The sequence below is a fragment of the Fulvimonas soli genome, from assembly GCF_003148905.1.
Taxonomy (GTDB): domain Bacteria; phylum Pseudomonadota; class Gammaproteobacteria; order Xanthomonadales; family Rhodanobacteraceae; genus Fulvimonas; species Fulvimonas soli.
The window spans coordinates 188,960-215,903 of record NZ_QGHC01000007.1; the positions used below are offsets into that span (position 1 = coordinate 188,960).

Annotated in this window: 20 protein-coding genes and 1 pseudogene; 8 read left to right on the forward strand and 13 right to left on the reverse strand. The window is 70.1% G+C overall.

Annotated elements, in window-relative coordinates; translation table 11 throughout:
- Positions 1-47: 47 nt before the first annotated feature.
- From C7456_RS10890 to gspE, 5 genes and pseudogenes are all read right to left on the reverse strand, one after another.
- A complete protein-coding gene (locus C7456_RS10890) occupies positions 48-464 on the reverse strand; it encodes a prepilin-type N-terminal cleavage/methylation domain-containing protein (protein WP_109723774.1) in 417 nt (138 codons plus the stop codon).
- Positions 461-904, reverse strand: a pseudogene (locus C7456_RS10895) (GspH/FimT family pseudopilin); the annotation flags it as partial. The pseudogene C7456_RS10895 and the gene C7456_RS10890, both read right to left, overlap by 4 nt.
- Before the next feature lie 152 nt (positions 905-1,056).
- Positions 1,057-1,476, reverse strand: coding sequence for a type II secretion system major pseudopilin GspG (gspG, locus tag C7456_RS10900; protein WP_281268517.1), 420 nt, complete (start codon positions 1,474-1,476; stop codon positions 1,057-1,059).
- A 166-nt stretch (positions 1,477-1,642) separates the two neighbouring features.
- Positions 1,643-2,860 (reverse strand): type II secretion system inner membrane protein GspF, encoded by a 1,218-nt coding sequence (gene gspF / locus C7456_RS10905; RefSeq protein ID WP_109723777.1) that lies wholly within the window; start codon positions 2,858-2,860, stop codon positions 1,643-1,645.
- Positions 2,861-3,088: 228 nt separating this feature from the next.
- Complete coding sequence (gene gspE / locus C7456_RS10910; RefSeq protein WP_109723778.1) at positions 3,089-4,822, reverse strand: type II secretion system ATPase GspE; 1,734 nt, start codon at positions 4,820-4,822, stop codon at positions 3,089-3,091.
- A 228-nt stretch (positions 4,823-5,050) separates the two neighbouring features.
- On the opposite strand from gspE, the gene C7456_RS10915 reads away from it, so the two are divergent.
- Positions 5,051-5,845 carry a TatD family hydrolase gene (locus tag C7456_RS10915; protein WP_109723779.1) on the forward strand — a complete coding sequence of 265 codons (795 nt, stop codon included), beginning with the start codon at positions 5,051-5,053 and terminating at the stop codon, positions 5,843-5,845.
- A 600-nt stretch (positions 5,846-6,445) separates the two neighbouring features.
- On the opposite strand, the gene C7456_RS10920 is transcribed toward C7456_RS10915, so the two are convergent.
- The 5 genes from C7456_RS10920 to C7456_RS10940 all read right to left on the reverse strand — a co-directional run bounded on the left by C7456_RS10920 (position 6,446) and on the right by C7456_RS10940 (position 10,489).
- On the reverse strand, positions 6,446-7,192 hold the full coding sequence (locus C7456_RS10920) for a class I SAM-dependent methyltransferase (protein ID WP_109723780.1): 747 nt from the start codon (positions 7,190-7,192) through the stop codon (positions 6,446-6,448).
- A 134-nt stretch (positions 7,193-7,326) separates the two neighbouring features.
- Positions 7,327-7,860, reverse strand: a complete 534-nt coding sequence (locus tag C7456_RS10925) for a pseudouridine synthase (RefSeq protein WP_109723781.1) — start codon at positions 7,858-7,860, stop codon at positions 7,327-7,329.
- Between the two features lie 19 nt (positions 7,861-7,879).
- Positions 7,880-8,749 carry a class I SAM-dependent methyltransferase gene (locus tag C7456_RS10930; protein WP_109723782.1) on the reverse strand — a complete coding sequence of 290 codons (870 nt, stop codon included), beginning with the start codon at positions 8,747-8,749 and terminating at the stop codon, positions 7,880-7,882.
- Positions 8,750-8,820: 71 nt separating this feature from the next.
- Positions 8,821-9,483, reverse strand: coding sequence for an NYN domain-containing protein (locus C7456_RS10935; RefSeq protein ID WP_109723783.1), 663 nt, complete (start codon positions 9,481-9,483; stop codon positions 8,821-8,823).
- 91 nt (positions 9,484-9,574) lie between these two features.
- On the reverse strand, positions 9,575-10,489 hold the full coding sequence (locus C7456_RS10940; protein ID WP_109723784.1) for a LysR substrate-binding domain-containing protein: 915 nt from the start codon (positions 10,487-10,489) through the stop codon (positions 9,575-9,577).
- 107 nt (positions 10,490-10,596) lie between these two features.
- Here C7456_RS10940 and C7456_RS10945 point away from each other — a divergent pair, with 107 nt between their 5' ends.
- Positions 10,597-10,800, forward strand: a complete 204-nt coding sequence (locus C7456_RS10945; protein WP_139942816.1) for a hypothetical protein — start codon at positions 10,597-10,599, stop codon at positions 10,798-10,800.
- Positions 10,801-11,189: 389 nt separating this feature from the next.
- Here the strand turns inward: C7456_RS10945 and C7456_RS10950 are convergent, their stop codons facing one another.
- A complete protein-coding gene (locus C7456_RS10950) occupies positions 11,190-13,388 on the reverse strand; it encodes a beta-glucosidase family protein (protein WP_109723786.1) in 2,199 nt (732 codons plus the stop codon).
- 88 nt (positions 13,389-13,476) lie between these two features.
- On the opposite strand from C7456_RS10950, the gene C7456_RS10955 reads away from it, so the two are divergent.
- Entirely contained in the window at positions 13,477-14,424 is a 948-nt protein-coding gene (locus tag C7456_RS10955) for an aldo/keto reductase (protein ID WP_109723787.1), read from the forward strand.
- 81 nt (positions 14,425-14,505) lie between these two features.
- Here the strand turns inward: C7456_RS10955 and C7456_RS10960 are convergent, their stop codons facing one another.
- Together C7456_RS10960 and C7456_RS10965 are read right to left on the reverse strand one after the other, a co-directional pair.
- On the reverse strand, positions 14,506-15,567 hold the full coding sequence (locus tag C7456_RS10960; RefSeq protein ID WP_109723788.1) for a TraB/GumN family protein: 1,062 nt from the start codon (positions 15,565-15,567) through the stop codon (positions 14,506-14,508).
- Positions 15,568-16,080: 513 nt separating this feature from the next.
- Positions 16,081-18,306 carry an NADP-dependent isocitrate dehydrogenase gene (locus C7456_RS10965; RefSeq protein ID WP_109723789.1) on the reverse strand — a complete coding sequence of 742 codons (2,226 nt, stop codon included), beginning with the start codon at positions 18,304-18,306 and terminating at the stop codon, positions 16,081-16,083.
- Between the two features lie 373 nt (positions 18,307-18,679).
- Between C7456_RS10965 and C7456_RS10970 the strand changes: the two genes are divergently transcribed.
- From C7456_RS10970 to C7456_RS10990, 5 genes are all read left to right on the forward strand, one after another.
- Complete coding sequence (locus tag C7456_RS10970; protein ID WP_170120206.1) at positions 18,680-19,504, forward strand: SWIM zinc finger family protein; 825 nt, start codon at positions 18,680-18,682, stop codon at positions 19,502-19,504.
- Positions 19,505-20,089: 585 nt separating this feature from the next.
- Entirely contained in the window at positions 20,090-21,304 is a 1,215-nt protein-coding gene (gene cas7g / locus C7456_RS10975; protein WP_109723791.1) for a type I-G CRISPR-associated RAMP protein Csb1/Cas7g, read from the forward strand.
- Positions 21,304-22,944 carry a type I-G CRISPR-associated protein Csb2 gene (csb2, locus tag C7456_RS10980; RefSeq protein ID WP_170120207.1) on the forward strand — a complete coding sequence of 547 codons (1,641 nt, stop codon included), beginning with the start codon at positions 21,304-21,306 and terminating at the stop codon, positions 22,942-22,944. Before cas7g ends, csb2 begins: the two co-directional genes overlap by 1 nt.
- Positions 22,941-25,916, forward strand: coding sequence for a type I-G CRISPR-associated helicase/endonuclease Cas3g (cas3g, locus tag C7456_RS10985; protein ID WP_109723793.1), 2,976 nt, complete (start codon positions 22,941-22,943; stop codon positions 25,914-25,916). Before csb2 ends, cas3g begins: the two co-directional genes overlap by 4 nt.
- Positions 25,906-26,847 (forward strand): type I-G CRISPR-associated protein, Cas3-extension family, encoded by a 942-nt coding sequence (locus C7456_RS10990; RefSeq protein WP_139942817.1) that lies wholly within the window; start codon positions 25,906-25,908, stop codon positions 26,845-26,847. The genes cas3g and C7456_RS10990 overlap by 11 nt, the downstream gene beginning before the upstream one ends.
- Positions 26,848-26,944 lie beyond the last annotated feature (97 nt).

A 26,944-nucleotide genomic window follows, 5' to 3' on the forward strand; every position in this document is an offset into this window, starting at 1 on the left:
CGCTCCCACGGAGATTGCTCCCGGAGGAGGCCTGAAGACCGGCGCGCTCACGGCGCATTCCCGTTCGCCGGCGCGGACGCCACGCGCAGCGTGCTGAAACGCGCCACCCGCTCGCGCCCGGCCGCGCCCCAGGACACGGCCAGGTCCAGGCGGTACAGCACCAGCGGGCTGGCCGGCCCCGGCGGCGCGTTCGCTTCCTGCGCCGGCCGCCACGGCCGCACGTCGAGCTGCCAGCGGTACCGCCCGTCGAAGCGGCCGCTGCGGCTGCCCGGCTGCAGCGGTTCCAGCACGAAGGCGCCGTCGAGCAGGCTGCGCGCCCACAGCGCGGCGCGGCTGTAGTCGGCGGCGCTGCCGCTCAGGCGGATCGCGCCGCCGGCCACCTGCATCAGCGCGGCGAAGGCGATCGCCAGCAGCAGCATCGCCGCCACCACTTCCAGCAGGCTGAAGCCGCGCGCGCGCCTCATCGCGCGGCCACGCCGTCGGTGACGCTGACCGCGCCGGTCAGCCAGGCCACGTTGACCTGCCAGCGCCGCGCACCGCGCTGCAGGGTGATGTGGCCGCCGGTGGAGCTGCCGTCGGGAAAGAAGCGGATGCGGCCGGTGTGGCCGTCGGGCTGGTCCTCGCGCGCGCTGGTGATGGACACGCGCATGCCCTCGGGCAGCTTGACCTGGCGCCCGCCGGCGGCGCGGTAGCTGGCGTCGCGCACGTCCAGCTCGAAGCTCTGCTCGCCGCCCTTCACGATCGCCTGCGCGCGCGTGGCGCGCAGCGCGGCGGCCAGCTCGCCGCTGGCCGCGCGCACGCGCGCGCCGGCCAGCCCCTGCGTCACCGACACCGCCACCGCGGCGGCGGCGATGCCGATCAGCAGGATCACGGCGAGGAGCTCGAGCAGGGTGAAGCCGCTGGCGCGCGGGGCGCGCCGGGAACGGGGAACGGGGAACGGGGAACGGGGGGGCGCGGCGCAAGAGCGTGCGACGCCGGAACGGGAACGGCGGCGCGGCATGCACGCGCTCCGCGCGCACGCCCGTTCCCCGTTCCCCGTTCCCCGTTCCCCCGTCATTACTGCCAATTCCCCACGTCGGCGCTGTACCCCTCGCCGCCGGGCTGGCCGTCCTGGCCGTAGAACACCAGGTCGAAGCTGCCGTGCTCGCCGGGGTACTTGTAGCCGAAGTCGTGGCCCCACGGGTCCTTGAGGTCGGACGGCTTGGCGTAGGGGCCCTGCCAGTTCGCCGCGTTCGAGGGCTTGGCCACCAGGTCGCCGAGCTGCGCCGGCGGCGAGCCGTTGTCCAGCGCGTAGTTCTCGATCTTCTGCGAGAGCGTGGTGAGCTGCGCCTTGCCCGCGCCGTACTTGCCCTTGTCCACGTTCTTGCCGACCTGGCTCACCACCACCGCGCCGATGATGCCGATCAGCACGATCACGGCGAGCATTTCGAGCAGGGTGAAACCGTTGGCGCGCGGAGCGCGCCGGGAACGGGGCACGGGGCACGGCGAACGGGGATGCGTGCGGGTGGCTGGTGTGCCGCGCCATCGCACCCATTCCGGCGACATGCGCTCTTGCGCCACGGCCCCCCGTGCCCCGTGCCCCGTGCCCCGTGCCCCCCATGTCCTCATCCGCATCCTCATCGTCATTCACTCCGGCCAAAAGTCACTGGATATTGCTGGTCAGGCTGAGCAGCGGCAGCAGGATCGCCGCCATGATGATCGCCACCAGCACGGTCATCGCGATGGTGAGCGCGGGCACCAGCGCGGCGAGCAGGCGGTCGATCGCGCGCTTGCTCTCCAGCTCGAAGGTGTCGGCCACCTTGAGCAGCATCGCGTCGAGCTGGCCGGCCTCCTCGCCCACCTGCACCATCTGCAGCGCCAGCCGCGGGAAGCGCTGCGACTGCGCCAGCGCCAGGCCCAGCCCCGAGCCGCCCTTGACCTGCTCGGCGGCCTGCGCCAGCGCCTCGTCCAGCGCGCGGTTGGAGGTGACCTGGCGCGCGATGCCCAGCGCCGACAGCAGCGGCACGCCGTTCTTCAGCAGCGTGCCCAGCGTGCGCGCGATGCGCGCCGTCTCCACCCTGGTCAGCAGCGGCCCGGCCACGCGCAGGCCCAGGAGCTTCGCGTGCCAGGCCAGCCGCGCCGCCGGGTCGCGCAGGCGCGCGCGCCAGTAGAAGACGCCGGCGACCACCAGCAGCACCAGCAGCCACCACCACGATTGCAGGAACTGGCCCAGCGCCAGCACCGCCCGGGTGATGAAGGGGATCGGCACCTGCATGTCCTCGAAGATCGGCACGAACTGCGGCACCACGTAGGCCAGCAGCAGCACCAGCGAGCCGAGCACGCCGACCAGCAGGAAGGCCGGGTAGATCAGCGCGTTGACGATGCTGCCCTTGAGCTGCTGCGCGCGTTCGAGGTAGTCCGCCAGGCGGCGCAGGGTGTCCTCCAGCGCGCCGCCGCTCTCGCCCGCGCGCACCAGCGCGACGTACAGCCGCGGGAACACGCCGTGCTCCTCCTCCAGCGCCTGCGACAGCGGCGCGCCGCCGCGCACGCGCTCGCGCACGCGCTCGACCAGCTTCCTCGCGCGCTCGCCCTCGGGCAGGTCGAGCAGGATGCCCAGCGCGCGGTCCAGCGGCTGGCCTGCGCCGAGCAGGGTGGCCAGCTGGTGGGTGAACTGGGCGAGCTGGTCGCCGGCGAACGGCCCGCGCCGGAACAGCGCGGCCAGCCCCGAGCCGCCGCCGCCGGCGTCGGCCGGCTTCGCCTCCAGCGGCGTATGCCCCTGGTCCTGCAGGCGGCCGACCACCTCCTCGACGCTGGCGGCCTCCATCTGCCCCTGCAGCAGTTCGCCGGCGGCGCTGACCGCCCGATATACAAACAGACTCATAGGGCCCGCCGCCCCCGGCTTCCGGCAAGCTCGACCGCACGCGAACCCGCACGGCACGTTTGCCCCCTCTCCCCGCCGGGGAGAGGGTTGGGGTGAGGGGCGGGTGCTCGCGATAGTACGAACAGACTCATGGGACCCGCCGCCCCCGGCTTCCGGCTAGCGCAAGCCCATGCGACCCCGCCCGGCACGTTTGCCCCCTCTCCCCCTTGGGGAGAGGGAGCAATGGCGTCAGCCCTCCTGCGTGACACGCAGCACCTCCTCCAGCGTGGTGACGCCGGCCAGCGCCTTGGCGATGCCGTCCTCGTACATGGTGCGCATGCCCTCGGCGCGCGCCTGGCGCTCGATCTCGCCGGCGTCGGCGCGCTGCATCACCAGCCGGCGCAGCGCGTCGCTCATCACCAGGAACTCCATGATCGCGCGGCGGCCGCGGTAGCCGGTGGGGTTGGCCGCGCTGGGGACCGGCTTCCACAGCCGGATCGGTCGCCCTTGCGCGTATTTCTCCAACTGGAACTGCTCGACCACCTCGGACGCGGGCTCGTAGGGCACCGCCGTGGCCGGGTCGAGCCGCCGCACCAGCCGCTGCGCCAGGATGCCGTTGACGGTGGAGCCCAGCAGGTAGTCCTCCACGCCCATGTCGAGCAGGCGGGTGACGCCGCCGGCGGCGCTGTTGGTGTGCAGCGTGGACAGCACCAGGTGGCCGGTGAGCGCGGACTGGATCGCGATGCGGCAGGTCTCCAGGTCGCGCATCTCGCCGATCATGATGACGTCCGGGTCCTGGCGCATGATCGAGCGCAGCGCGTTGGCGAAGTCCAGCCCGATCTGTGGCTTCACCTGGATCTGGTTGATGCCCTCGAGCTGGTATTCGACCGGGTCCTCCACGGTGATGATCTTCACGTCCGGCGTGTTGATCTTCGACAGCGCCGTGTACAGCGTGGTGCTCTTGCCCGAGCCGGTGGGGCCGGTGACGAGCAGGATGCCGTGCGGGCGCTCCAGCACCTCCACGAAGCGCTCGCGGAAGGCGTCGGTGAAGCCCAGCTCGGCGAAGTCGAACGCCACCGTCTCGCGGTCCAGGATGCGCATCACCACCGACTCGCCGAAGCTGGTCGGCACGGTGGACACGCGCAGGTCCAGCTCCTTCCCCTGCACGCGCAGCTGGATGCGGCCGTCCTGCGGCAGGCGGCGCTCGGCGATGTTGAGCTTGGCCATGATCTTCACGCGCGAGATCACCGCCGCGGTGGACGAGGCCGGCGGCGCCTCCACCTCGTGCAGCACGCCGTCGATGCGGTAGCGCACCTTCAGGCGGTTCTCGAACGGCTCGATGTGCACGTCCGAGGCGCGCTGCTCCACCGCGCGCTGCAGGATCAGGTTGACCAGGCGGATCACCGGCGCCTCGGAGGCGAGGTCGCGCAGGTGCTCCACGTCCTCCTCCTCGGCGGCGCTGCCGTCGAGGTTCTCCACGATGGTGCCCATCGCCGAGCGGCCGGCGCCGTAGTAGCGCTCGATCAGGTCGTCGATCTCCGAGCGCAGGCCGATGCGCAGGCTGACCGGCTTGCCGGCGGCCAGCTCCACCGCGTGCAGCGGGTACGGGTCGGCCGGGTCGGCCACCACCAGCGCCAGGCCGTCCTCGCCCTCGCGCACCGGCACCACGTGCTGCTGCTTGAGGAAGCGCACCGACAGCTCCAGCTCCGGCGGCGCCAGCTCCGGCGCCTCGGCGGCGGCCAGCAGCGGCGCGCCGAGCAGCTCGGACCAGGCCTGCGCCAGGTCGCGCTCGGACACCAGGCCGAGCCGCGCCAGCAGCGCGGTGAGGGTGCCCTCGGGGGCTTCCTCGTGCAGCCGCCGGGCCCGGCCCAGGTCGCTGTCCTTCAGGCTGCCGCGCGACACCAGCAGCGCGCAGACGGCCGCCTCGCGGTCGCCCAGCGCCGTCCCCGCCCCGTTGGCCGCCGGCTCCGACACTGCCGACATGCATCCACCCCGTTGACCGCGTATATAGGAAAGACATCCCGCTGCCGACGCCCCCTCGCCGGCAAAGAGGCCCATAGTTAGCACATCCGCCCGAACGAACGCGAGTCGGGGGCGACGCCGGTCACGAAAAGGCCGGCGCCGGGCGCCCCCGCCCGCGCCGCGCGGCGGGCGGGTGACGCGCGGCCGCGGCCGCCCGGATAATGGCCGGTCCCGCAGCGGAGACCGCGCATGCAGCTCGTCGACATCGGCGCCAACCTCACCCACGAATCCTTCCGCCACGACCTCGACGCGGTGCTGGAGCGCGCCCGCGCGCACGGCGTGACGCGGCTGGTGGTGACCGGCGCCTCGCGCGAGGGCAGCGAGCACGCGCTGGCGCTGGCGCGCGCGCATCCGGGCCTGCTGTGGGCCACCGCCGGGGTGCACCCGCACCACGCGGTCGACTACGACGAGGCCACCGACGCGCGCCTGCGCGAGCTGGCGCAGGATCCTGCGGTGCGCGCGGTGGGCGAGACCGGGCTGGACTACCACCGCAACTACTCGCCGCGCGAGGCGCAGCTGGAGGCGTTCGAGCGCCAGCTCGCCATCGCGGCGGAGCTGGGCAAGCCGCTGTTCCTGCACCAGCGCGACGCGCACGCGGACTTCCTGGCGCTGCTCAGGCGCTACCGCGACCGCGTGCCCACCGCGGTGGTGCACTGCTTCACCGACACCGGCGAGGCGCTGCGCGACTACCTGGACCTGGACTGCCACATCGGCATCACCGGCTGGATCTGCGACGAGCGGCGCGGCACCCACCTGCGCGAGCTGGTGAAGGACATCCCCGCCGGCCGCCTGCTGATCGAGACCGACGCGCCCTACCTGCTGCCGCGCACGGTGCGCCCGCATCCCTCGCACCGGCGCAACGAGCCGATGTACCTGAAGCACATCTGCGAAGAGATCGCGCGCGACCGCGGCGAGAGCGCGGAGACGACCGCGGCGCACAGCACGGCGGCGGCGGTGGCGTTCTTCGGGTTGGCGGAGGGTTGAGGCCCGCGGGGGGCCTTCGCGCATCCTCTCCCCGAGGGACACGCACAACTTGCGGCAGCGGCTGGCCGTTGCGCCTCCTCTCCCCTTTGGTGAGAGGAATGAGGTGATGGGACGGGGCTCGCGGCAACGCCTTGCCCAAGTGAGGGCAGGATGGTGGCTTGGCGCTGGTACGTCCCCTCACCCCAACCCTCTCCCCGGCGGGGAGAGGGCGCACGGCTTGCGGCGACCGGCCATTGCGCCTCCTCTCCCCTCCGGGGAGAGGAATGAGGTGAGGGGACGGGGCTCGCGGTAGCGCCTCGCTCAAGCGACGTCAGGATGGTGACTTGGCACCAGGGCGGCCCCTCACCCCAACCCTCTCCCCGGCGGGGAGAGGGCGCACGGCTTGCGGCAGCGACCGGCCATTGCGCCTCCTCTCCCCTCCGGGGAGAGGAATGAGGTGAGGGGACGGGGCTCGCGGTAGCGCCTCGCTCAAGCGACGGCAGGATGGCGGCTTGCCGCCAAGGCGGCCCCTCATCCCAACTCTCTCCCCGGAGGGGAGAGGGAGCAGGCTTGTCGGAACGCCGGTCCATCGCACTGTTTGCCCGGCGCGAGGCGGAAGCCTCAGTCCACGCGGCCGGCCAGGGCGAAGAACGGCCAGCGCACCGCGCGCACCCGCGCGGGATCGCCCCAGGCCGCGGCCAGCTCCGGCGCGACTGCCTCCACCGCGTCGACGCCGGTGCGCTTCAGGTGCCGCTGCGCGGCCGACCACGAGCGCAGGTAGGCGAGGAACTGGTCGAGGTTCCAGTCCGCGCGCATCAGGAAGCTCGGCGCCCCGACGCGCGCGAACGGGAACGGCAGCGTGCGGTAGCCCGCGTCCACCAGCGCGCGCTCGGGCGGCCAGTCGCCGCCCAGGGTGTCGGCGTAGAGGCGGCGCTCCACCGCGTCCACCGCACGATCCACGCTGCAGTTGCCGTAGGCGGACACGGCCAGCAGCGCGCCCGGCCGCGCCACGCGGCGCACCTCGGCGTAGAAGACCGGCAGGTCGAACCAGTGCAGCGCCTGCGACACGGTGACCAGGTCGGCGCTGGCGGCGGCGAGCGTGCTGCGCTCGGCCGGTTCCACGCGGTACTCGATGCGCTCGTGCGCGGACGCCTGCGCGATCTGGCCGGCGCTGGGATCGGTGGCCACCACCCGTGCGAAGTGCGCGGCCAAGCCCACGCTGGCCTGGCCGTTGCCGCAGCCGGCGTCCCAGGCCAGCCCGCGCGCGGGCGCCTGCCCGGCCAGCCAGTCGAACCAGTCGGCCGGCGGCAGCGGGCGCGCGTCGCGGTACAACTCGGCGTGGGCGGAGAAGTGGTCCTTGAAGTCCATGGGGATTCCGGACGGGTGGGAGGTGCTGATTATCGGCGTTTGGGGAAAGCGTGGGCGGCGAGGGATTTTTTCGCGGCCGGAGACCGCGATGCCTTTACCCGAAAACCCGGAACATCTCCGGCATCGGCGCCACTTCACCCCAGCACGCGCGTCTCGCCCGGCGCCAGGCCGTCCAGCGCATACGGCCCGATCCGCACGCGGATCAGCCGCAGGGTCGGAAAGCCCGCCGCGGCGGTCATCCGCCGCACCTGGCGGTTGCGGCCCTCGCGCAGGGTGATCTCGATCCAGCTGGTGGGAATGCTCCTGCGGTAGCGCACCGGCGGGTCGCGCGGCCACAGCCACTCCGGCTCGGCCGCGCGCGCGGCCTGCGCGGGCAGGGTCGGGCCGTCCTTCAGCAGCACGCCGCGGCGCAGCGCGGCGAGCGCCTCGTCGCTGACCTCGCCGTCCACCTGCACCAGGTAGGTCTTGGGCTGCTTGTGGCGCGGGTCGGTGAGCCGGTGCGCCAGGCGGCCGTCGTCGGTGAGCAGCAACAGGCCCTCGCTGTCGTGGTCCAGCCGTCCGGCCGGATAGACGTCCTTCTGCCGCACGTAGGCGGCCAGCGTGGGCCGGCCGTCGCCCGCGGTGAACTGGCACAGCACACCGTAGGGCTTGTTGAGCGCGACCAGCACCGGCGCCGCCGCGGCAGGCTCAGCGCGCGGAGGCGGACGATGCCGGTGCCTGCGGCTTGACGAAGCGCAGCGTCATGCGGTCGGACTCGCCGATCGCCAGATACCTGGCCTTGTCCTGCTCGCCCAGCGCCAGCGTGGGCGGCAGCGTCCACACGCCCCTGGGATGGTTGCGGTCGTCCTTCGGGTTGGCGTTGACCTCGCTCTGCCCGTCCAGCACGAAGCCGGCGTCGGTGGCCAGCTTCACCACGTAGTCGACCGGCAGGTAGCCGCTGTCCTTCACCGCCTCCAGCTTCGCGCCGGGCGCGGCGCGGTGGTCGACCACGCCGAGCACGCCGCCGGGCCTGAGCACGGCGTAGAACGCCTTGAACATCGCCGCCGCGGTGCCGGCCTCGGCCCAGTTGTGCACGTTGCGGAAGGTGAGCACCACGTCGGCCGAGCCGGGCGGGCCGAACACCGGCGCCTTCGGGTCGAAGGTGACGATGACGGCCTTGCCGTACACCGCCGGGTTGGCGGCGAAGCGCTGGCGCAGCGCGGCCTCGTCGCGGCGCGCCTCGCCGCCGCCGCCGGCCTGCACCGCCGCCACGTAGCGGCCGTCGTCGCGCAGCAGCGGGGCGAGGATGGCGCTGTACCAGCCGGCGCCCGGGGTGATCTCCACCACCGTCTGGTCCGGCCGCACGCCGAAGAAGTCCAGCGTGGCCTTGGGGTGGCGCCAGGCGTCGCGCGCGCGCTCGGCGGCCGGGCGCCACGGCCCGGCCAGCACGCGGTCGAGCTGGCCGGCGGTGTACTCGCTGGCGCTGGTGGGCGGCACCAGCGCGCCGGAGGGCTGGTCCTGCGCGGACGCGGCGCCCGCGAGCGCCAGCCCCAGCAGCAGCATGGACGGATACCGCATGGGAACTCCCTTTTCCTGTCAGGCCTGGCGGCCAGACTGCCGCCGGCCGCGTGTAGCGCGGGTGGAAGGCGTCAGAACGGCCGCGGGCACACCGACTGCAGCCCGTCGATGTGCTCGTGCAGGTCCGGCGCGATGCCCTGCCACATCGGGTCGAGGATGAAGTCGATGCCCTCGTAGCGGGCCAGCTTGGCGGCCGGGATGAAGTCGCCGTCGCCGGCCACCAGGATGATCTGGTCGACCAGCTTCTTGTGGGTGAGCGTGGCGATGTCGATGCCGATCTTCATGTCCACCTGGGTCTGGCGCATGTCCGGCTCGAAATGCTCGTCGTTCAGGTCCTCCCACTCCAGCTCGGCGTCGTGCAGCTGCTGGTAGACGTTGCGCTTCAACTGCCACTCGCCGCGGTCGGCCAGCCGGCCCAGGCGCAGCGCCAGCTTGCGCTGGCGGCGCAGCTGGTCGTGCAGGTCGCGGCGGAAGCCGGCGGCGTTGGTGCGCGCGAAGTCGAAGGTCTCGCCGCTGATCGGCTTGGTCAGGGTCTTCTCCAGCGGCGGGCAGTCGTAGAAGAAGATGCGGTAGAGCGCGTCGCGCGGGCGGTCCAGCGCCTTGAGGTGCTCCAGCGCCATGCCGAACACGGTCTTGGCCACGGTGCGGGCGTCGTTGGGATCGCGGTCGGCCCACACCTTGCGGTAGCGCGCAAGGAAGAAAGCGCCGTCGACGAGGATGGCGGTGCGTTGCATAGGACGTCCTTATGGTGGGTGTTGCGGGATGTTGGAACGCCGCCGGGCGGCGGCGCGGTGCGCATTCTACGCGAGCGCGGGCCCGCCGCGCTCAGCCGGCCGGCACCGCGTGCGCCTCGGCCAGCTGGCGGCGGTAGGCGGCCGCCTCGTCCAGCAGCCAGGCGCGGAACGCCTGCACGCCGCGGTGCTCGCGCGAGCGCGGCGGGCAGACCAGGTGGTAGGCCTCCTTCACCGCCAGGTAGCGCTGGCCCAGCACCACCAGCCGGCCGGCCTCGATCAGCGAGCGCGAGGTGACCATGCGGCCCAGCGCCACGCCCAGCCCTTCCAGCGCGGCGTGGCGCAGCGCGTCGGTGTTGTCGAAGTGCGCCACGTAGCGCGGCGGCGGCGCACCGCCGAACTGCCCGAACCATTCGCGCCAGCGGTCGCCGGGGTCGCCCAGCAGCGGCCAGCGCGCCAGCTCGTCCGCGCCGACGCCCCGCGCGCGCATGCGCTCGACCAGCGCCGGCGTCGCCACCGGCGCCAGCCACTCGCCGAACAGGCGCTCGCAGCTCAGGCCCTCCCAGTCGCCGCGGCCGTAGCGCAGCGCGGCGTCCACCGGCTCGCGCGCGAAGTCCACCAGCGCCGAGCCGGTCTGCAGGTTGAGCTCCAGCTCCGGGTGCGCCGCCACCAGCTTGGGCAGCCGCGGCATCAGCCAGCTGGACATGATGCCGGAGCTGGCGCTCAGGGTGAGCGCGTCGTGCCGGCGCACGCGGTAGCGCGCCAGCGCGCGCTCGATGCCGTCGAAATGCTCGCCCACCGATTCCAGCAGGCAGCGGCCTTCCACGGTGAGCGCCACGCCGCGCGGGCCGCGCTCGAACAGGCGCCGCTCCAGCCGCTCCTCCAGCTGGCGGATCTGGTGGCTGAGCGCGCTGACGGTGAGGTTGGCCTGCGCCGCCGCGCGCGACAGGTTGCCCTGCCGGGCGACCAGCACGAACTGCTGCAGCAGTCCCAGCGGAACCCGACTCATCTTGAATATCCCTCAAGCCTGGCTTGCGAATATATCGCTTTTTCGGGTCATGGGCCGGCGCTAGCTTGAGCGACGCAACATGCCCGCACCCCATGGACATCCCCGCCATGAGCTCGCCCTGGACCGACCTGCTGTTCCTGCACGGCTACATCCACGACCCGGCGCTGGCGCGCCGCCTGGCGCGCACCGGCGACGCCGCGCCGGGTCTGGGCCGCAAGGCGCCCGCCGGCGCCGCGCCGGCGCGGCCGGACCGCGCGCCGGTGGCGCGGCCGGCGTTGCGGCTGGCCGCCGAGTCGCCCGAAGGCGGCTGAGAGCCAGCCGGGGAAGAGCGCCAGGAAGGCCAGTTGGATGAACCGCAGGCGGGTGTGGAGATGGCACTCGGCCGCTGGCGGTCCCGCGTCAGGCCGATCGCGGGCGGAGGCCGCTCCCACAGGAGCCGCGCAAGCCTCGTGGGAGCGGCTTCCGGCCGCGATGCCCCGACCATCGCCCCGCTCCCGCTCCCCGCCATGCCGCGCCGTCGCGGACCGGCATCCATTCCTTGACGCTCTTTGCTTGGCCCGCGCGCGATCGGCCCCCGTGGTCACGAGGAGCGCGTGGACAGGCTCCGAGGCACGCCGCAGCCGCCGGCTTCCGCGCGCGACGCGGCCGCGCAACCGGCGAGAGCGGAAGCGGGAACGGCGTCCCCGCCCCGCCCTGCCGCTCACTCGCGCGCCGGCAGCTGCACGTGCACCGGCTCCGCCAGGTCGGTCGCCGAGCGGCCCACGTACAGCGCGTAGTCGCCGCCGCGCAGCACCCAGTGCCGCTTGGCCGTGTCGAAGTCGGACAGCAGGCGCGGCTCCAGCGCCACCTCCACCGTGCGCGCCTGGCCCGGCTGCAGCGCCACCTTGGCGAAGCCGGCCAGCCGGCGGATCGGCGAGCCGGGCACCTGCGCGTACACCTGCACCACGTCGGCGCCGGCGCGCTTGCCGACGTTGCGCACTTCCACGCTGACCCGCGGCAGCCCGTCCTTCAGCGCGACCTTCGGCGCGCCGTGCTCGAAGCGCGTGTAGGAAAGCCCGTAGCCGAACGGGAACAGCGGTTCCAGCCCCTGGCGCTGGAACCAGCGGTAGCCGACGTCGGCGCCCTCGATGGCGTAGTCCACCGAGGCCGGCGGCGGCGTGCCCGGCGCAGCGCCCGCGCCTTCCAGCACCGGCCGCGGCAACTGCGCCAGGTCGCGCGGCCAGGTGATCGGCAGGCGCCCGGAGGGGTCGGCCCTGCCGAACAGCAGGTTGGCGATCGCCTCGCCGCCCGCGCTGCCCGGGTACCAGGCCGCCAGCACCGCGCCGACGCGGTCCAGCCACGGCATCGCCACCGGGCTGTTGGTCTCCAGCACCACCACGGTGCGCGGGTTGGCCTTGGCCACCGCCTCGACCAGCGCATCCTGATGGTCAGGCAGCGCGAGGTCCGCCGCGTCCACCGACTCGGCCGCCCACTGCTGCACGAACACCACCGCCACCTGCGCCTTCGCCGCCAGCGCCGCGGCGGCGGCCGGGTCGTCGCCCGGGGCGAAGTCCACCCTGGCCTTGCCGGCCAGCGCGCGGATCGCCGCCAGCGGCGCGGACGGGTGGTACACCACCGGGCCCGGCCAGGTCTCGGGCTTGAGCCCCGGCACCGCGTTGCCGCCGCGCGGGATCACCAGCGAGGAACCGCCGCCGGCCAGCACGCCCTTGTCCGCGTGCGCGCCGATCACCGCGATGGACGCCGGCCGCGCCAGCGGCAGCAGGGCATGCTCGTTGCGCAGCAGCACCGCGCCGGCCTCCTCGGCGCGCCGCGCCACGCCGAGGCTGGCGCGCTCGTCGATCGGCGCCTTCGCCGCCGGGTGGTCGAACAGCCCGGCGGCGAACATGCTGCGCAGGATGCGGTGGACCATGTCGTCCAGCCGCGCCGGCTTCACCTCGCCCCTGGCCAGCGCCTCCTTCAGCGGCGCGTCGAAGAACACCTGCGCGTCGAACACGTCGCCGGCCGACTCCTGGTCGAGGCCGGCGTTGGCCGCCTTGGCCACGCTGTGCACCGCGCCCCAGTCGGACATCACGAAGCCCGGGTACTTCCAGTCGCCCTTGAGCACCTGGTTGAGCAGGAAGTCGTTCTCGCAGGCCCAGTCGCCGTCGACCTTGTTGTACGAGCACATCACCGAGCCGGGCCGGCCGCGCTCGATCGCCAGCTCGAAGGCGAGCAGGTCCGACTCGCGCGCGGCACGCTCGCCGATGCGCACGTCGATGGTGTTGCGCGCGGTCTCCTGGTCGTTGAGCGCGTAGTGCTTGATGGTGGAGAGCACGTGCCTGCCCTGGATGCCGCGGATCGCCTCGCCGACGAGGGTGCCGGCCAGCAGCGGGTCCTCGCCGGCGTACTCGAAGTTGCGGCCGTTGCGCGGCTCGCGCTGCAGGTCGATGCCGCCGGCCAGCAGCACGTTGAAGCCCTTGGCGTGCGCCTCGCCGCCGATCATCGCGCCACCGGCGTAGGCGACCGCCGGGTCCCAGCTGGCCGCCACCGCCAGCCCCGCGGGCAGCGAGGTGGCGCCGTCGCCGGGGCGCACGTTGGCGGGGTTGGCCACGCCCAGCCCCGCGTCGCTCTCCTGCAGCGCCGGGATGCCCAGCCGCGGGATGCCCGGCACGTAGCCGGCCGAGCCCAGCGCGCCGGCCGGCATCGGCCGGCCCTTGGCGGCATCCGGCTGGGCGAACACGCTGCGGACCAGCTGCAGCTTCTCCTCCAGGGTGAGCTGCGCCTGCAGCGCGTTCGCGCGCGCGTCGGGCGGCTGCGCGGCGTCCATCCAGGGCCGCGTCGCCGCCACTGCGCCGACGCAGCCCAGCAGCGACGCCGCGAGGGCGGCGGTGCGCAATGCGTGCCTGGACTTGCCTTTCATGCAACCTCCCATATGGTCTGGACGATGGCGCCGCGCGCGGACACGGGCGCGAGCCTCCGATCATACCCACCCCGCTGCGGAGAGACCCATGCACAAGCGCAGACTCGGCCGTTCGTCCCTGCATGTCGCGCCGCTCGCCTTCGGCGGCAACGTGTTCGGCTGGAGCGTGGACGAAAAGCGCTCGTTCGAGCTGCTCGACGCCTTCGTCGACAACGGCTTCGACCTGATCGACACCGCGGACGTCTATTCGGCCTGGGTGCCGGGCAACCGCGGCGGCGAGTCGGAGACCATCGTCGGCAGGTGGCTGAAGGCAAGCGGCAAGCGCGACCGCGTGACGCTGGCCACCAAGGTCGGCAAGTGGGTGGAGCACAAGGGCCTGGCGCCGATCAACATCCGCGCCGCGGTGGAGGGCTCGCTCCGGCGCCTGCAGACCGACCGCATCGACCTGTACCAGGCGCACGAGGACGATCCCTCGGTGCCGCTGGCCGAGACGCTGGGCGAGTTCGGCCGGCTGATCGAGGAAGGCAAGGTGCGCGCGATCGGCGCCTCCAACTACGACGCCGACCGCCTCGCCGAGGCGCTGAAGGTCTCCGCCGCGCACGGCCTGCCGCGCTACGAGAGCCTGCAGCCGGAATACAACCTGGTCGCCCGCGCCGGCTACGAAAGGGAACTGGAGCCGCTGGCGCGGCGCGAGGAGCTGGGCGTGATCGGCTACTACTCGCTGGCCAGCGGCTTCCTGAGCGGCAAGTACCGCAGCGAGGCGGACCTCGCCAAGAGCGCCGCGCGCGGCGGCGCGGTGCGGAAGTACCTCAACCCGCAGGGCCTGGCGGTGCTGGCCGCGCTCGACGAGGTGGCCGCCGCGCACCGCGCCACGCCGGCGCAGGTGGCGCTGGCCTGGCTGATGGCGCGGCCCGGCATCACCGCGCCGATCGCCAGCGCGACCAGCGTGGAGCAGCTGCTGGAGCTGCTCGGCGCGGCGAAGCTCGCGCTGTCGCACGAGGAGATCGCGCGGCTGGACGCGGCCAGCGGCGGCTGATGGCGGCCTGAGTCGGCGGACTCTTTCGTCCGGGACATCGCGGCCGGAGGCCGCGAAAACCGGGCGCCCGGCCTGGCCCGGCTACCGCCCGACGCTCCCCGCCGCCGCCGGCGCGTCCTCGCCATCGTCCTCGTCCGGCGCCTCCACCGCATAGCCGGCGGCCTTCAGCTTGGCGAGATAGCCGTCCGCGTCGAGCACCTCCTCCATCGGCAGCATGGCGAAGCTGCTGCGGTCGATCGTCAGCGCGCGCCGCGCCGCGACCAGCCAGCCCGCCTCCACGCGCGCCGGCACGTCGCTGATGCCGAGCTGCCGCGCGAAGCCGGCCTCGGACAGCGCCGCGGCGCAGGCGTCGCGGTAGCGGCTGTCCGGCAGCCGGCGCAGCGTGGCGATGTCGCCGGTGGCCCAGGCGGCGGCGCGCTGCGCGATCGCCGGCAGGTCGCGCTCGATGCTGTCCAGCGTGCGCGCGAAGCACTCCACGTCGTCCGGCCCCGCGGCCTTGAACGCCTTGATCGCCGCGCGCGGCTCCTTGATCTCCAGCGTGTAGTCGGTGGACGTGACGCGCACGCCGTGCTGCCTGGCGATCGCCGCCACCGCGTCGCCGACCTGGCCGCCGCCGCGCAGGCCGCTCTTCTTCAGTGCCTGCTTGTACAACTCCATCGCGGCGAAGATCGGCCGCCAGCGCTCGATGCCGCCGTCGCGGCCGATGTATTTCGCCTTCAGCGCCGCCCAGCGCGCGTACAGCGGCGCGGGCAGCACCTCCTGCAGGGTCTTGCCGTCGGCGTTCTTGCGCGCGCTGTAGGCCGAGGGCAGCAGGAACAGCTTGCCGAAGAAGCTGGTGTCCACCTTGAGCTTCACCCGCGGCGGCTGGATCAGCTCCTGCGCGCCGGCCAGGGTCTGCGCCACCTCGTCCGAGCGCCACTGCACGCTGGCCGGCAGGTTGGCCATGGTGCCCAGCACCCACAGCACGTGGTCGCCCTTGCTCACCTTCCACAGCCCCGGCCCGGGCTGCACGCCGCTCACGCTGACCGCGGGCAGCTCGGTGACGGCGGCGGTGGACGGCGGCGCGGGGGCGGCGGTCTGCGCGAATGCCGGCGACGCGAGCGCGAGCGCCAGCCACAGGAGGGACGATCGGACCAGGAGCATGCGCGGGATTCCTTGGGACATGAAAGCGGGCGGTTCCTTGGCATCCGGCCGATGCGGACCATCGACCGTGTTCAACAGTCATTCCAGCGCGGTGGCGCGGGCACGGCATGCCACCGGCACCGCTCCCGCATCGCCGGCGGATGCCGGGGCGCAGGCGGCGCAACCCGCCCCATTCGGCGGCCGGCCTTCCTGTCATGCCGGCGCAGGCCGGAATCCAGTCCAAACATGCCCCGCGAAGCGGACAAAAACCCATGTCGCATGTTCCGCGCGCCATGCGCGCCGGATGACTGGCTGCACCCCTTTCGGGGCCGCCTGCTGCGCAGACGCTCTGCGCCACGCGCTCGTCCGGCCTGCGCCGGATAACGGTGGAACGGGGAGATTCGGCGACGCGCCATTGGGACCTGAAAACGCGCGCAGGGTTCCGGCCGCGCGGCATGGCGCCCGTCCGCCGACGCCGCGCCATCCCGAGGCCACGGACGCACGCGGCGCCCGTGGCCGTCTTCCCCGCGCCCCTTACAGCGCCGCCAGCGCGGCGTTGAAGGTCGCGCTCGGCCGCATCGCCCGGCCCACCTTGGCCAGGTCCGGGTGGTAGTAGCCGCCGATCTCCACCGGCTTGCCCTGCGCGCCGTTGAGCTCGGCCACGATCCTCGCCTCGTGCTCGGTCAGCGCCTTGGCCAGCGGGGCGAACCTCGCCTTCAGCGCCGGGTCGTCGTCCTGCGCCGCCAGCGCCTGCGCCCAGTACAGCGCGAGGTAGAAGTGGCTGCCGCGGTTGTCCAGCTCGCCCACCTTGCGCGCCGGCGACTTGTTGTTGTCGAGGATCTTGCCGTTGGCCTGGTCCAGCGTCTTCGCCAGCACGCCCGCGGCCCGGTTGCCGTAGCGGTTGGCCAGGTGCTCGAAGGAGGCGGCCAGCGCGAGGAACTCGCCCAGCGAATCCCAGCGCAGGTAATCCTCCTCCAGGAACTGCTGCACGTGCTTGGGCGCCGAGCCGCCCGCGCCGGTCTCGAACAGGCCGCCGCCGGCCATCAGCGGCACGATGGACAGCATCTTGGCGCTGGTGCCCAGCTCCATGATCGGGAACAGGTCGGTGAGGTAGTCGCGCAGCACGTTGCCGGTCACCGAGATGGTGTCCTGGCCCTGGCGGATGCGCTCCAGCGACAGCTTCGTCGCCGCCACCGGGTCGAGGATGCGGATGTCCAGGCCGCTGGTGTCGTGGTCCTTGAGGTAGCGCTCCACCTTGGCGATCAGCTGGCGGTCGTGCGCGCGCTGCGGATCGAGCCAGAACACCGCCGGCGTGCCGGACAGGCGCGCGCGGGTCACCGCCAGCTTCACCCAGTCCTGCACCGGCGCGTCCTTGGTCTGGCACATGCGCCAGATGTCGCCGGCCTCCACCGCGTGCTCCAGCAGCACGCGGCCGGCCTCGTCGGTCACCTTCACCGTGCCGTCGGCGGGGATCTGGAAGGTCTTGTCGTGCGAGCCGTACTCCTCGGCCGCCTGCGCCATCAGGCCCACGTTGGGCACGCTGCCCATGCTGGCCGGGTCGAACGCGCCGTGCGCCTTGCAGTCCTCGATCACCGCCTGGTAGACGCCGGCGTAGCTGCGGTCGGGGATCACCGCCTTGGTGTCCTGCAGCTTGCCCTCGGCGTCCCACATCTTGCCGGAGTCGCGGATCATCGCCGGCATCGAGGCGTCGATGATCACGTCGCTGGGCACGTGCAGGTTGGTGATGCCCTTGTCGGAATTCACCATCGCCAGCGGCGGGCGGCTCGCGTACTGCGCGCGCACGTCGGCCTCGATGGCGGCGCGCTGCTCGGCCGGCAGCGTGGCGATGCGCGCGTAGAGGTCGCCGATGCCGTTGTTGGGGTCGAAGCCCGCCTGCTTCAGCGCGTCGGCGTGCCTGGCCAGCGCGTCCTTGTAGAACTCGCCCACCACCACGCCGAACATGATCGGGTCGGACACCTTCATCATGGTGGCCTTCAGGTGCAGCGAGAACAGCACGCCCTGCTTCTTGGCGTCCTCGATCTGCGCGTCGACGAAGGCGGCCAGCGCCTTGCGGCTCATCACCGCCGCGTCGATGATCTCGCCGGCCTTCAGCGCCGTCTTCTCCTTCAGCACCTTGCGCGAGCCGTCCTTGCCGAACCACTCGATCTTCACCGTGGTCGGCTGCTCCACCACCGTGGACTGCTCGCTGCCGTAGAAGTCGCCGCCGTCCATGTGCGCCACGTGGGTCCTCGAGTCCTTGCTCCACGGGCCCATCCTGTGCGGGTGCTTGCGCGCGTAGTTCTTCACCGAGAGCGGCGCGCGGCGGTCGGAGTTGCCCTCGCGCAGCACCGGGTTCACCGCGCTGCCCTTGACCCTGTCGTAGCGCGCCTTGACGTCCTTCTCCTTGTCGTCCTTCGGCTCGTCCGGGTAGTCCGGCAGCGGGTAGCCCTGCGACTTAAGCTCCTTGATCGCGGCCTTCAGCTGCGGCACCGAGGCGCTGATGTTGGGCAGCTTGATGATGTTGGCCTCCGGCGTGGTCGCCAGCCGGCCCAGCTCGGCCAGATCGTCGGCCATCTTCTGGCCGTCCTTCAGCACGTCGGGGAACTGCGCCAGGATGCGCCCGGCCAGCGAGATGTCGCGCGTCTCCACCGCGATCCCCGCGGTGCCCGCGAACGCCTGCACGATGGGCAGCAGGGACTGGGTGGCGAGGAAGGGGGCTTCGTCGGTGAGGGTGTAGATGATGCGGGGGGACTGGGACATGGCGTGCTTCGACCTCGTGGGCGGCATAGGCTCGGTCTCGGTCCGCCCATGGCGACCGGTGTCGTAGCTACCGGCCGCCCCGGCGCGACCGGGAAGGTGAATCGGACCGCCGCAACACGGACGGCGCGCAGGACCTGCGCGGCCGCATCCATGCTCGACGTCCGGACATTGTCGCGTTTTCGCTCCCCGACCGAAAGCGGAAGCAGCCATGTCTCCTATGCCTGGCGATTCGTCCGCAGGACGTCGACGGCGACCATTTCCGGCCAGATGCGGCCGCTCGTCCCGGCGCCGGAAGACCGCCAGGATATCGATCCCCTCGCCCACTGCGCACCATGCCCACCACCGAACTCCCGCAATGGCTACAGCAATGCGAATGGCGATCGACGAGCGCGCGCTGCAGCGCGGTCTCGACTACGCCAGGCGCGGAAAAGTACTCGACCTGCGGCCCTCCCCGGACGCAAGCGGCATCCTGCTGGAGGGTTCCGTATCCGGCAGCGGCAAGTGCGTCTACGAATGCCGCATCCGCATTTCCCGGCACGAGCGCCACCTGCTGATGGAAACCGGTTGCAGTTGCCCGGTCGGGGGCGACTGCAAGCACGCCGCTGCGATGCTGCTGGGCATGGCGGGCAATATCGCGGCGCCGGCACAGGCTTCCTACCGTCCCTTCGCCCGCGCCGCCCGACTGGCGGACAATCGCGGCCATGCGAGAGGCCGACGCCGAATTATCCTCATGGAACCAGTGGCTGGCTTCACTCGACCGTATCGTCCAAACGGCCCCGCCGGCGGAACCGGAGCGACGCTTCGGCATTCTCCTGCGCGACGGCCAGGGGGACAGGCTGCTGGCACTATCGGCCTGGCTGCGCCCTTCGAAAAGTCGTGCCGCCCACCAGTCATGGGTCGACCCGCAATCGCTGCGGGCGAACGAACGCTTCGGCCCCGTGCCCGCGCCACCGGACGGCTGGCCGGAACCGACGGCCACGATACTGGCCCTGTTGCTCGCCGCACCATCCGCACCCCTGGGCGGCCTGGCGTGGGTCGTGATCCACTCCATTCCATCCAGGCCGAGCGCGCCCTGGAATATCCGCTGACTCATTACCCGGTCTGGTCCGAGCGCGGCATCCAGCCGCTGGAACGCGGCCCCACGCTTGGCCCAGGCCGTGTTGGAAGGCGGCGGGGCCAGTACGAAGTTGAGGTTTGACGAGGAAGATCTGGAAGCACTGTTCGGACGAACAAGTAATAGAGAGCGGCGAACTGTGAGTTCGCCGCTCTCTGGCTTTGTACTTGCAGATTCACTTCATCTTCTGAGCATGACTTTCGCCTCCAACCGGCATTGGCGCTCAGATCAAAAGGATTGCCAACCGACGCGAAAGCGATATGCTATGCGAGCCGTGAAACTACATGGCAACGCGCGAAACCATCCGAGCGTTGAGTCGCGCACTCCTTAGCTGTGTCTAGACCACAGCAAGGTTCAAAAATTACTTTCTTGAAAGCAACAGTTATCTCTTCTCATACAACCTTGACATCTAAACACTCAAGCTTAAAGATACTCTCCCACCAAAATCTGTCAAGCCCGGTAGGACGGGGGTATACAGCCACCTCGGGCAACCTGAGCCTGGGCCTCATTGAAGCTTGAACGCAACGGTTCACCTCTTCGCCAAAAGCGAACATCCCCGCAAGTCATTGCGGGCCTCATTCGTCCCGCAATCCCGTCTCATGATGGGAGACACACTCCTCCTAAGCTGCATGGGCACGTATGGCGCCATCACTCACCAGGGGAATCAACATGAACGACAAGCTCACGCTCGATCTCGTCCGCAATGCCGTCGCCGGTTCGGCTGCGGCTTTCCGTTGCCGTCAGAAGTTGCAGCCGGCCGGCGGCGAAGGTAGCCCGGTGTTTCCCGCCACCTACGAAGGCGGCAAATACGCAACAGAGGAACGTCGCATCCCCGGGCGCGAAGCACCGGTGCCATGCGTGGTATTGAACTCCGTGCAGTCAGAAGCCAACCACGTCGAGCTTGCACTGCTCGATGCGTGGGACGACAAGGAGATTCCGCTGCCGGTGATCACCGTTGATTTCGCGGGGCAAGGCTTGCGCCGCGACCTCCGCGTGACCAGCCTGGAAGCGCCGCACCGCATCGCCGACGCGCTATTGCGCGACAGCCTGCTGGACGGAATTGAGTTTCGTAAGTCTGTACATGGCAGCAAGATCGATCATGTCGACCTGCGTAATGCGACCGCCCTGTTCGAACTGTGTCCCACCGCACTCGTGTTTGGACTGTGGGATTCCACCGGTCCACGCGGCGGTCTCGGCGCGAAATTCGCGCGCGCCTACGTATCCGAAGTGGTCGGCATCGATGCGGTGCCGGGCAAAAAGACCGCGAGCCGCATCGATCCCGCCGAGGTCCGACTCGGCGCTGGTCCGGTGTACCTGCGGGCCGACGGCGGCTGGACGCTCGACGAGAAAGAGGCGGCCAAGGAGAAGGGCAAGCCCGTCAAAGCCGGAAAAGACGGCAAACCGTCCGAAGTCAACCACGGCAATGTGACGCCAAGCATCAGCGATGGCGGCTTCACGATCGCCTATGCGCTGCGTACAAGTACGCTGTCACTGCCCGCGCTGCGCCGCCTGCGTTTCCCGATCGACGGCCAGCGCGACCCCGCGCGTGATCGTGCCGCGCAGACCGCGCTGGCCGCGCTCGCATTGTGCGGATCGACGCTGGCGCAATCCGCCGGCAGCGACCTGCGTTCGCGCTGCCACCTGGTACCGGTGGAAACCTCTCGCTGGGAGTTGCTCGACATGCCGGGCGAGGAGCCGAAGTCCTATGTGCTCGATCGTGCCGGCGCGATCGCGCTGTATCGCGAAGCCGTCGAGGCGGCCAAGGCCGCCGGCCTGCCATGGCTCGACGAGCCGCTCGAACTGGTGCCGTCGCCGCAGCTCGCCGCGCTGGTGCGCAAGAGCCAGGACCTGGCGATCGCCACGACCGAGGCGGGAGAAGGCTGATGATCGCCATCGGCATCCGTTACCTGAACGGTTGGTCGATGGCGGCAACGGCGGACGGATCGGACAAGTCGACGGCCGAATGGCCGCCGCACCCCGACCGCTTGTTCATGGCCCTGGCCGCCGCCCACTTCGAAACCGACCGAGATTCCACCGAACGCGCGGCGCTGCTGTGGCTGGAACAGCAGGCGGCCCCCGGGCTGCACGCAAGCATGGGCCAGGACGTTTCGCACCGCGCCATCGTCACACACTACGTACCGGTCAACGACGTCGTCCCACCGCGCACTACGGAGAACGCGACCGCCAAACAAGTTGCCGAAGGACTGCTGCTGTTGCCGGAACGACGGCTGCGTCAGGCGCGGCAATTCCCGGTGGTCGTGCCGCAAAACGACACCGTATATTTCATCTGGCCGGATGCCGAGCCCGACGAAGGCATCCGCACGGCACTGGCCGCGCTGTGCGCCAAGTTGACCTGTCTTGGCCACTCGGCCTCGCTGGTACAGGCCTGGATCGAACCGGAGCCGCCGGATCCGACGATGCGACCCACGAAGGGCGCGGGGCTGCCCCTGCGCGTGACGGAAACCGGCCGGCTGGCCCAGCTCGAACAGGCTTACAACGAAAGCGAACGCCTGGCATGGATCGCACTCGAAAGTGCCATAGCCAGTGCCAAGGGTGCGGCCAGGAAAAAACTGCGTGAGGAACAGGAGACGCGTTTCGGCAAAGGTGCTCCACCGTCACGCCGCCCGCCACCGGCGACTTCCATCGCGTATGCATCCATCACACCCGAACAGCCGGTCATTCCGCATACGATCTTCAGCGATCGCCTGCTGATGTTCCGGCAGATCCCGCGCCAGCCTTCCCGCGAAGACCCTGGCAGGCCGCCGAAAGATCGCGGCGAAGCCGCCGACAAGCGGCTATGGCTCGACAACATGCCGCTGCTAATGGCCGCATGGCGTCATACCGTCATGGCACACAGCCAAATACAGCCGCCGCCGGAATGGCTGTGTGGCCACCGCGCCGATGGCACTCCGACGACGCAGCCGCATCTCGCGGTACTGCCGATCGCAAACGTCGCCAATCCGCATGCCCAAGGCCACGTGATGGGCGTCGCGCTCGCCATCCCGCGCGACGTACCGGGCCATGAGGTCGGTCGCTGCCTGGGGCCGCTGTTCGATCTTGATTCCGACGGCAATCCGAAACCTCTAACGATCTACCACGGTCACGACTTCGACATCGATGTCGTCTTCGACCTTGGCGAGTCGGAGCGCGAGGCGTTCCGGGCGCAGCGCTGGTGTGGTGACGCCGGTGGTGCGACCGTGTGGGCCAGCGTCACGCCGGTCGCGCTCGACCGGCACAGCAAGCGCAGTCGTTTCGACGATGAAACGAGGGAGCAGATCGCCCATGCCTGCACGCGCATTGGGCTGCCGCGCCCGAAGAAGGTCCAGATCTCCTCCACCGGCTTCCTGACCGGCGTGCCTCATGCCCGTTCCGTGCCTGCCCTGCGTCGCAAGGACGGCAGCGCGCGCCAGCAGGTACACGTCTGCCTGGAATTCCCGGAGGCGGTGCGTGGCCCGATGCTGATCGGCGCCGGCCGCTTCCGTGGCTATGGTCTGTGCATGCCCTACCGGAGGGACAAGGCATGAGCCTGACGCCAGAACGGTTCGAGGAATTCTTCGCGGCACTGCATCCCGGACAACAGGCGTTCCCATGGCAAAAGCGGCTATGCCATGCCGTCATGCGGGGCGAGTGGCCCCACACGTTGTCACTGCCGACCGCGACCGGCAAGACCTCATGCATCGACATTGCGCTGTATGCGCTCGCGGCCGGTGCACCACGGGCGCCACGGCGCATCCTGTTCGTGGTCGACCGGCGCGTCATCGTGGACGAGGCCTTTGACCACGCCAACGACATCGCGCAGCGCCTTCGCACCGCGGATGACGGCATTCTTCTCGAAGTCGCCGATGGCCTGCGCGAGCGCCGCGGCGTCGACCCTGGTGGCGATACCGATCCACTCGCCTGCTTCCAGTTGCGCGGCGGCACCTATCGTGACAATGCCTGGGCGCGCACGCCAAGCCAGCCGACGGTGGTCTGCTCGACCGTGGATCAAGTCGGCTCGCGCCTGCTGTTCCGCGGCTACGGCGTGAGCGACTACCTGCAGCCTCTGCACGCTGGACTCGTCGCCAACGACACACTGATCCTGCTTGATGAAGCGCATTGCTCCAACCCGTTCCGGCAGACATTGGAAGCGATTGCCCGGTATCGGACGGCGTTCGGATCAGCCGTCCCGACGACACCATTCGCGTATGCATTGCTGTCGGCAACACCCCGAGCCACGGGCGAGGACAATGCTGAAACACTTTCGTTCGAGCTGGATGCCGCGGACGAAGCAAACGACACGCTGGGACGCCGACTTCGTGCACGCAAGCCGGCGCGGTTGATCGAACTCGGGGAGCGCACGGCCACCGACCCGTTTGCCGTCCGCCTAGCCGAACAGGCGGAATCCCTGGCCAAAGCCGGTGCGAATCGCATCGGCATCATCGTCAATCGCGTGCGCAGCGCACAGCTCGTGTTCGATCGCCTAACCGCTCCTTCGTCGCAAAAGGCGCTGTTCATCGGCCGCATGCGCCCGCTCGACCGCGACGCGAGTATGCGGCAATGGCGCGACGTACTGCGCAGCGGCTCCACTGCATCGCCGGACAAACCGGTGTACGTCGTGGCCACCCAATGCATCGAGGTGGGCGCCGATCTCGACTTCGACGCCTTGGTCACCGAATGCGCCAGTCTGGACGCATTGCGTCAGCGCTTCGGGCGCCTGTACCGCCTCGGCGAACCCGAGGGCGTCGACCCGCAAGCGTATCCACCAGGCGTCGTTGTCATCACGAAGGACAGCCTGAAAGACGATGACCCAATCTATGGATCTGCCCTGCGCGGCACCTGGGCCTGGCTCGGGGAACAAGCCGATGAGCAGGGCCGTGTCGATTTCGGCATCGCGGCGATGAAGCCACGGCTCGAAGGTGGTGCACCGGCGCAGACCCTGGTTGAGGCAATCGACGCACCGGTCATGCAGCCCGCCTATCTTGATCAGTGGGTACAGACCAGTCCGAAACCCGAGCATGAAGCGGAGCCTTCGCTGTTCCTGCACGGAGCGCGCGACGAATCACCGGACGTACAGGTGTGCTGGCGCGCCGATCTTGACCGGGACAAGCCCGAAACCTGGGCCGATGTGGTGGCACTGTGCCCTCCCAGCGTCGGCGAGTGCATGAGTGTGCCGCTGGTGCAGTTCCAGCGCTGGATGCGCGGTGAAAAGGACATGGCCGCGGGCGATGTCGAAGGCTTCGATGCGCCGGACGATGTCACCGTAGACGACGACACGACGACTGACCGAAGCGTGCTCGTCTGGCGTGGCGACCAGAGCTTCGTTGCTGGCGAACCTCGGCACATCCGTCCTGGGCACACGCTGGTCGTCCCGGCGACGCGACGTGGCTGGAATTCACTCGGCTACGTGCCACAGGCGGACGCGACGAACATCGACCTGGCCGAGCAGGCCATGCTGCAGGCGCGTCGGCGACTCGTCATGCGCGTGCATCCGGCATTGCTCGACCGGTTTCCAGAAGGCCCACCGCGCCAGCGGCTTGCCGACCTCCTCAAGCAACAGGCCGACACCGAAGAAACCGATCCGGACGCCGGGGATGTGCTCGATGCGCTGACCGATGCCTTGGCGTCTTTTGCCACGGGCGTAAACGGCGACTGGCGCACCATCGCTGCACGCAGCCTTCGTACACAACAAGGACGTTCATCGTTCCGCGTCAAGAAGTACCCCGGGTCGAAAGATGCTCCCGGCAAGGGCTGGATCATCGAACGCAAGCACCCGCTTCCACTTCGGCTCATGCCGAACTTCAGTGAAGCTTTCCATGTTGGCGACTTCACCACCGAGGACGACAGTTCGTCGTTCACCACCGTGGTACCACTGAAAAAGCACCTCGCTGGCGTTGCTGATTTCGCACGTGCCTACGCGACGGCCTGTGGATTGCCGGCTGTTCTCGTCGACGACATCGCGCTCGCGGCAAGCCTGCACGATCTCGGCAAGGCCGATCCACGTTTCCAGTCTATGCTGCGCGGCGGCGCACCAGCCTTCGCCTCGGGCAAGCTCGATGGCCTGCTCGCGAAATCGAATGGCGCGCAGGATCGACGCTCCCGCGATCGCGCCCGCCATCGTTCGGGCTATCCCGAAGGCGGCCGTCACGAATTATTGTCGCTGAAACTCGCGCAATCGAGCGACGAAGTGAAAGCGCAGGCGCACGACCTCGACCTCGTATTGCACCTGATCGCCAGTCACCACGGCCGCTGTCGCCCGTTCGCGCCCGTTGTCGAGGATGCTCAAGGCTGCGAACTGGTTCTGGCCGATAACGGCCGTTCGTACCGGCACTTCGGACCGACTGGCACCGAACGCATCGACAGCGGCATTAGTGATCGTTTCTGGCGGCTCGTACGCAAGTATGGGTGGTGGGGGCTAGCCTACCTCGAAGCGATCCACATGCTTGCCGACCACCGGCGCAGCGAGTTCGAGGAACGAACCGCCAGCGAACCGGAACAGGAGATAGGCGATGGCGAATGACATCCTGCTGCACGGCATCGACGGCGCGAATCCGCTTGGCTTCCTCGCCGCAATTGGAACCCTGCGCGTACTATCGCTCGATTCGGACGATGTCCGATTGCGATGGATGAAGCATGAAAATGCCTGGCGTCCCGTCCTGGCGATGGAGACCGCGCTCGAAGAACACGCTTTTGTCGAACACCTGTCTGCAAAGTTGGCCGCTTCGGTACCTTCCGAAGTCTTCGCGCTGGGCGACAACCCTTCCGTTCCACTCGGTGTCTTCCGCCCCTATGCGCAGTCCTGCGCGCAAGCGTCCCTGGATGGCGACCGCACTCGTTCGGATTTTGCCACGGCATTCGCTGGCGAACATCCCATCGACAAGGAAGGCAAGGTTCCGGATACCGCGCTGCGCACGATGAGCGGCGCCGGGCACCAGCACTTCCTCAAGTTCATGCGCAACTTCATCGAACAGGTGCAACCGGAACATCTGCGCAAGACGCTATTCGACCACTGGCGCTACGACGACCCTGTGCAAAATATGACCTTGCGCTGGGATCCGTCCGACGACAACCGCTATGCCTTGCGCTGGTCCGACCCGAGCGGGGACCCGGATCGCAAGTCGATGGGCTCGATGTGGGGTGCCAACCGCTTGGCGATCGAAGCTTTGCCCTTGTTCCCGACACTGCCTACGTACCGGCAACTGGAAACGGTCGGTTTCCATACGCAAGGCGCACGTAAGACGCACTGGAGCTGGCCGATCTGGGATGTGTTCGCGGGGGTGGATACGGTGCGCTCCCTGCTCGACATGGCCGACGTGCAACGCAGCGACCGTGCCAGGGTGCAGCCGAAGGGGCTCAGCGCCCGTGGGATTGCTGAGGTCTACCGCAGCCGGCGGCTGACCACCGGAAAATTCCGCAACTTCACGATGGGCTCCCCCGTCCCGCATGCCTGAAAGGCCAAGCTTGCACGCATTCGAAGGCATGCCGTATAGGGCATGCCTGATAACTTCCTCTCGTACTGAAGCGCGCTAATAGAGCGTCGACGCACAG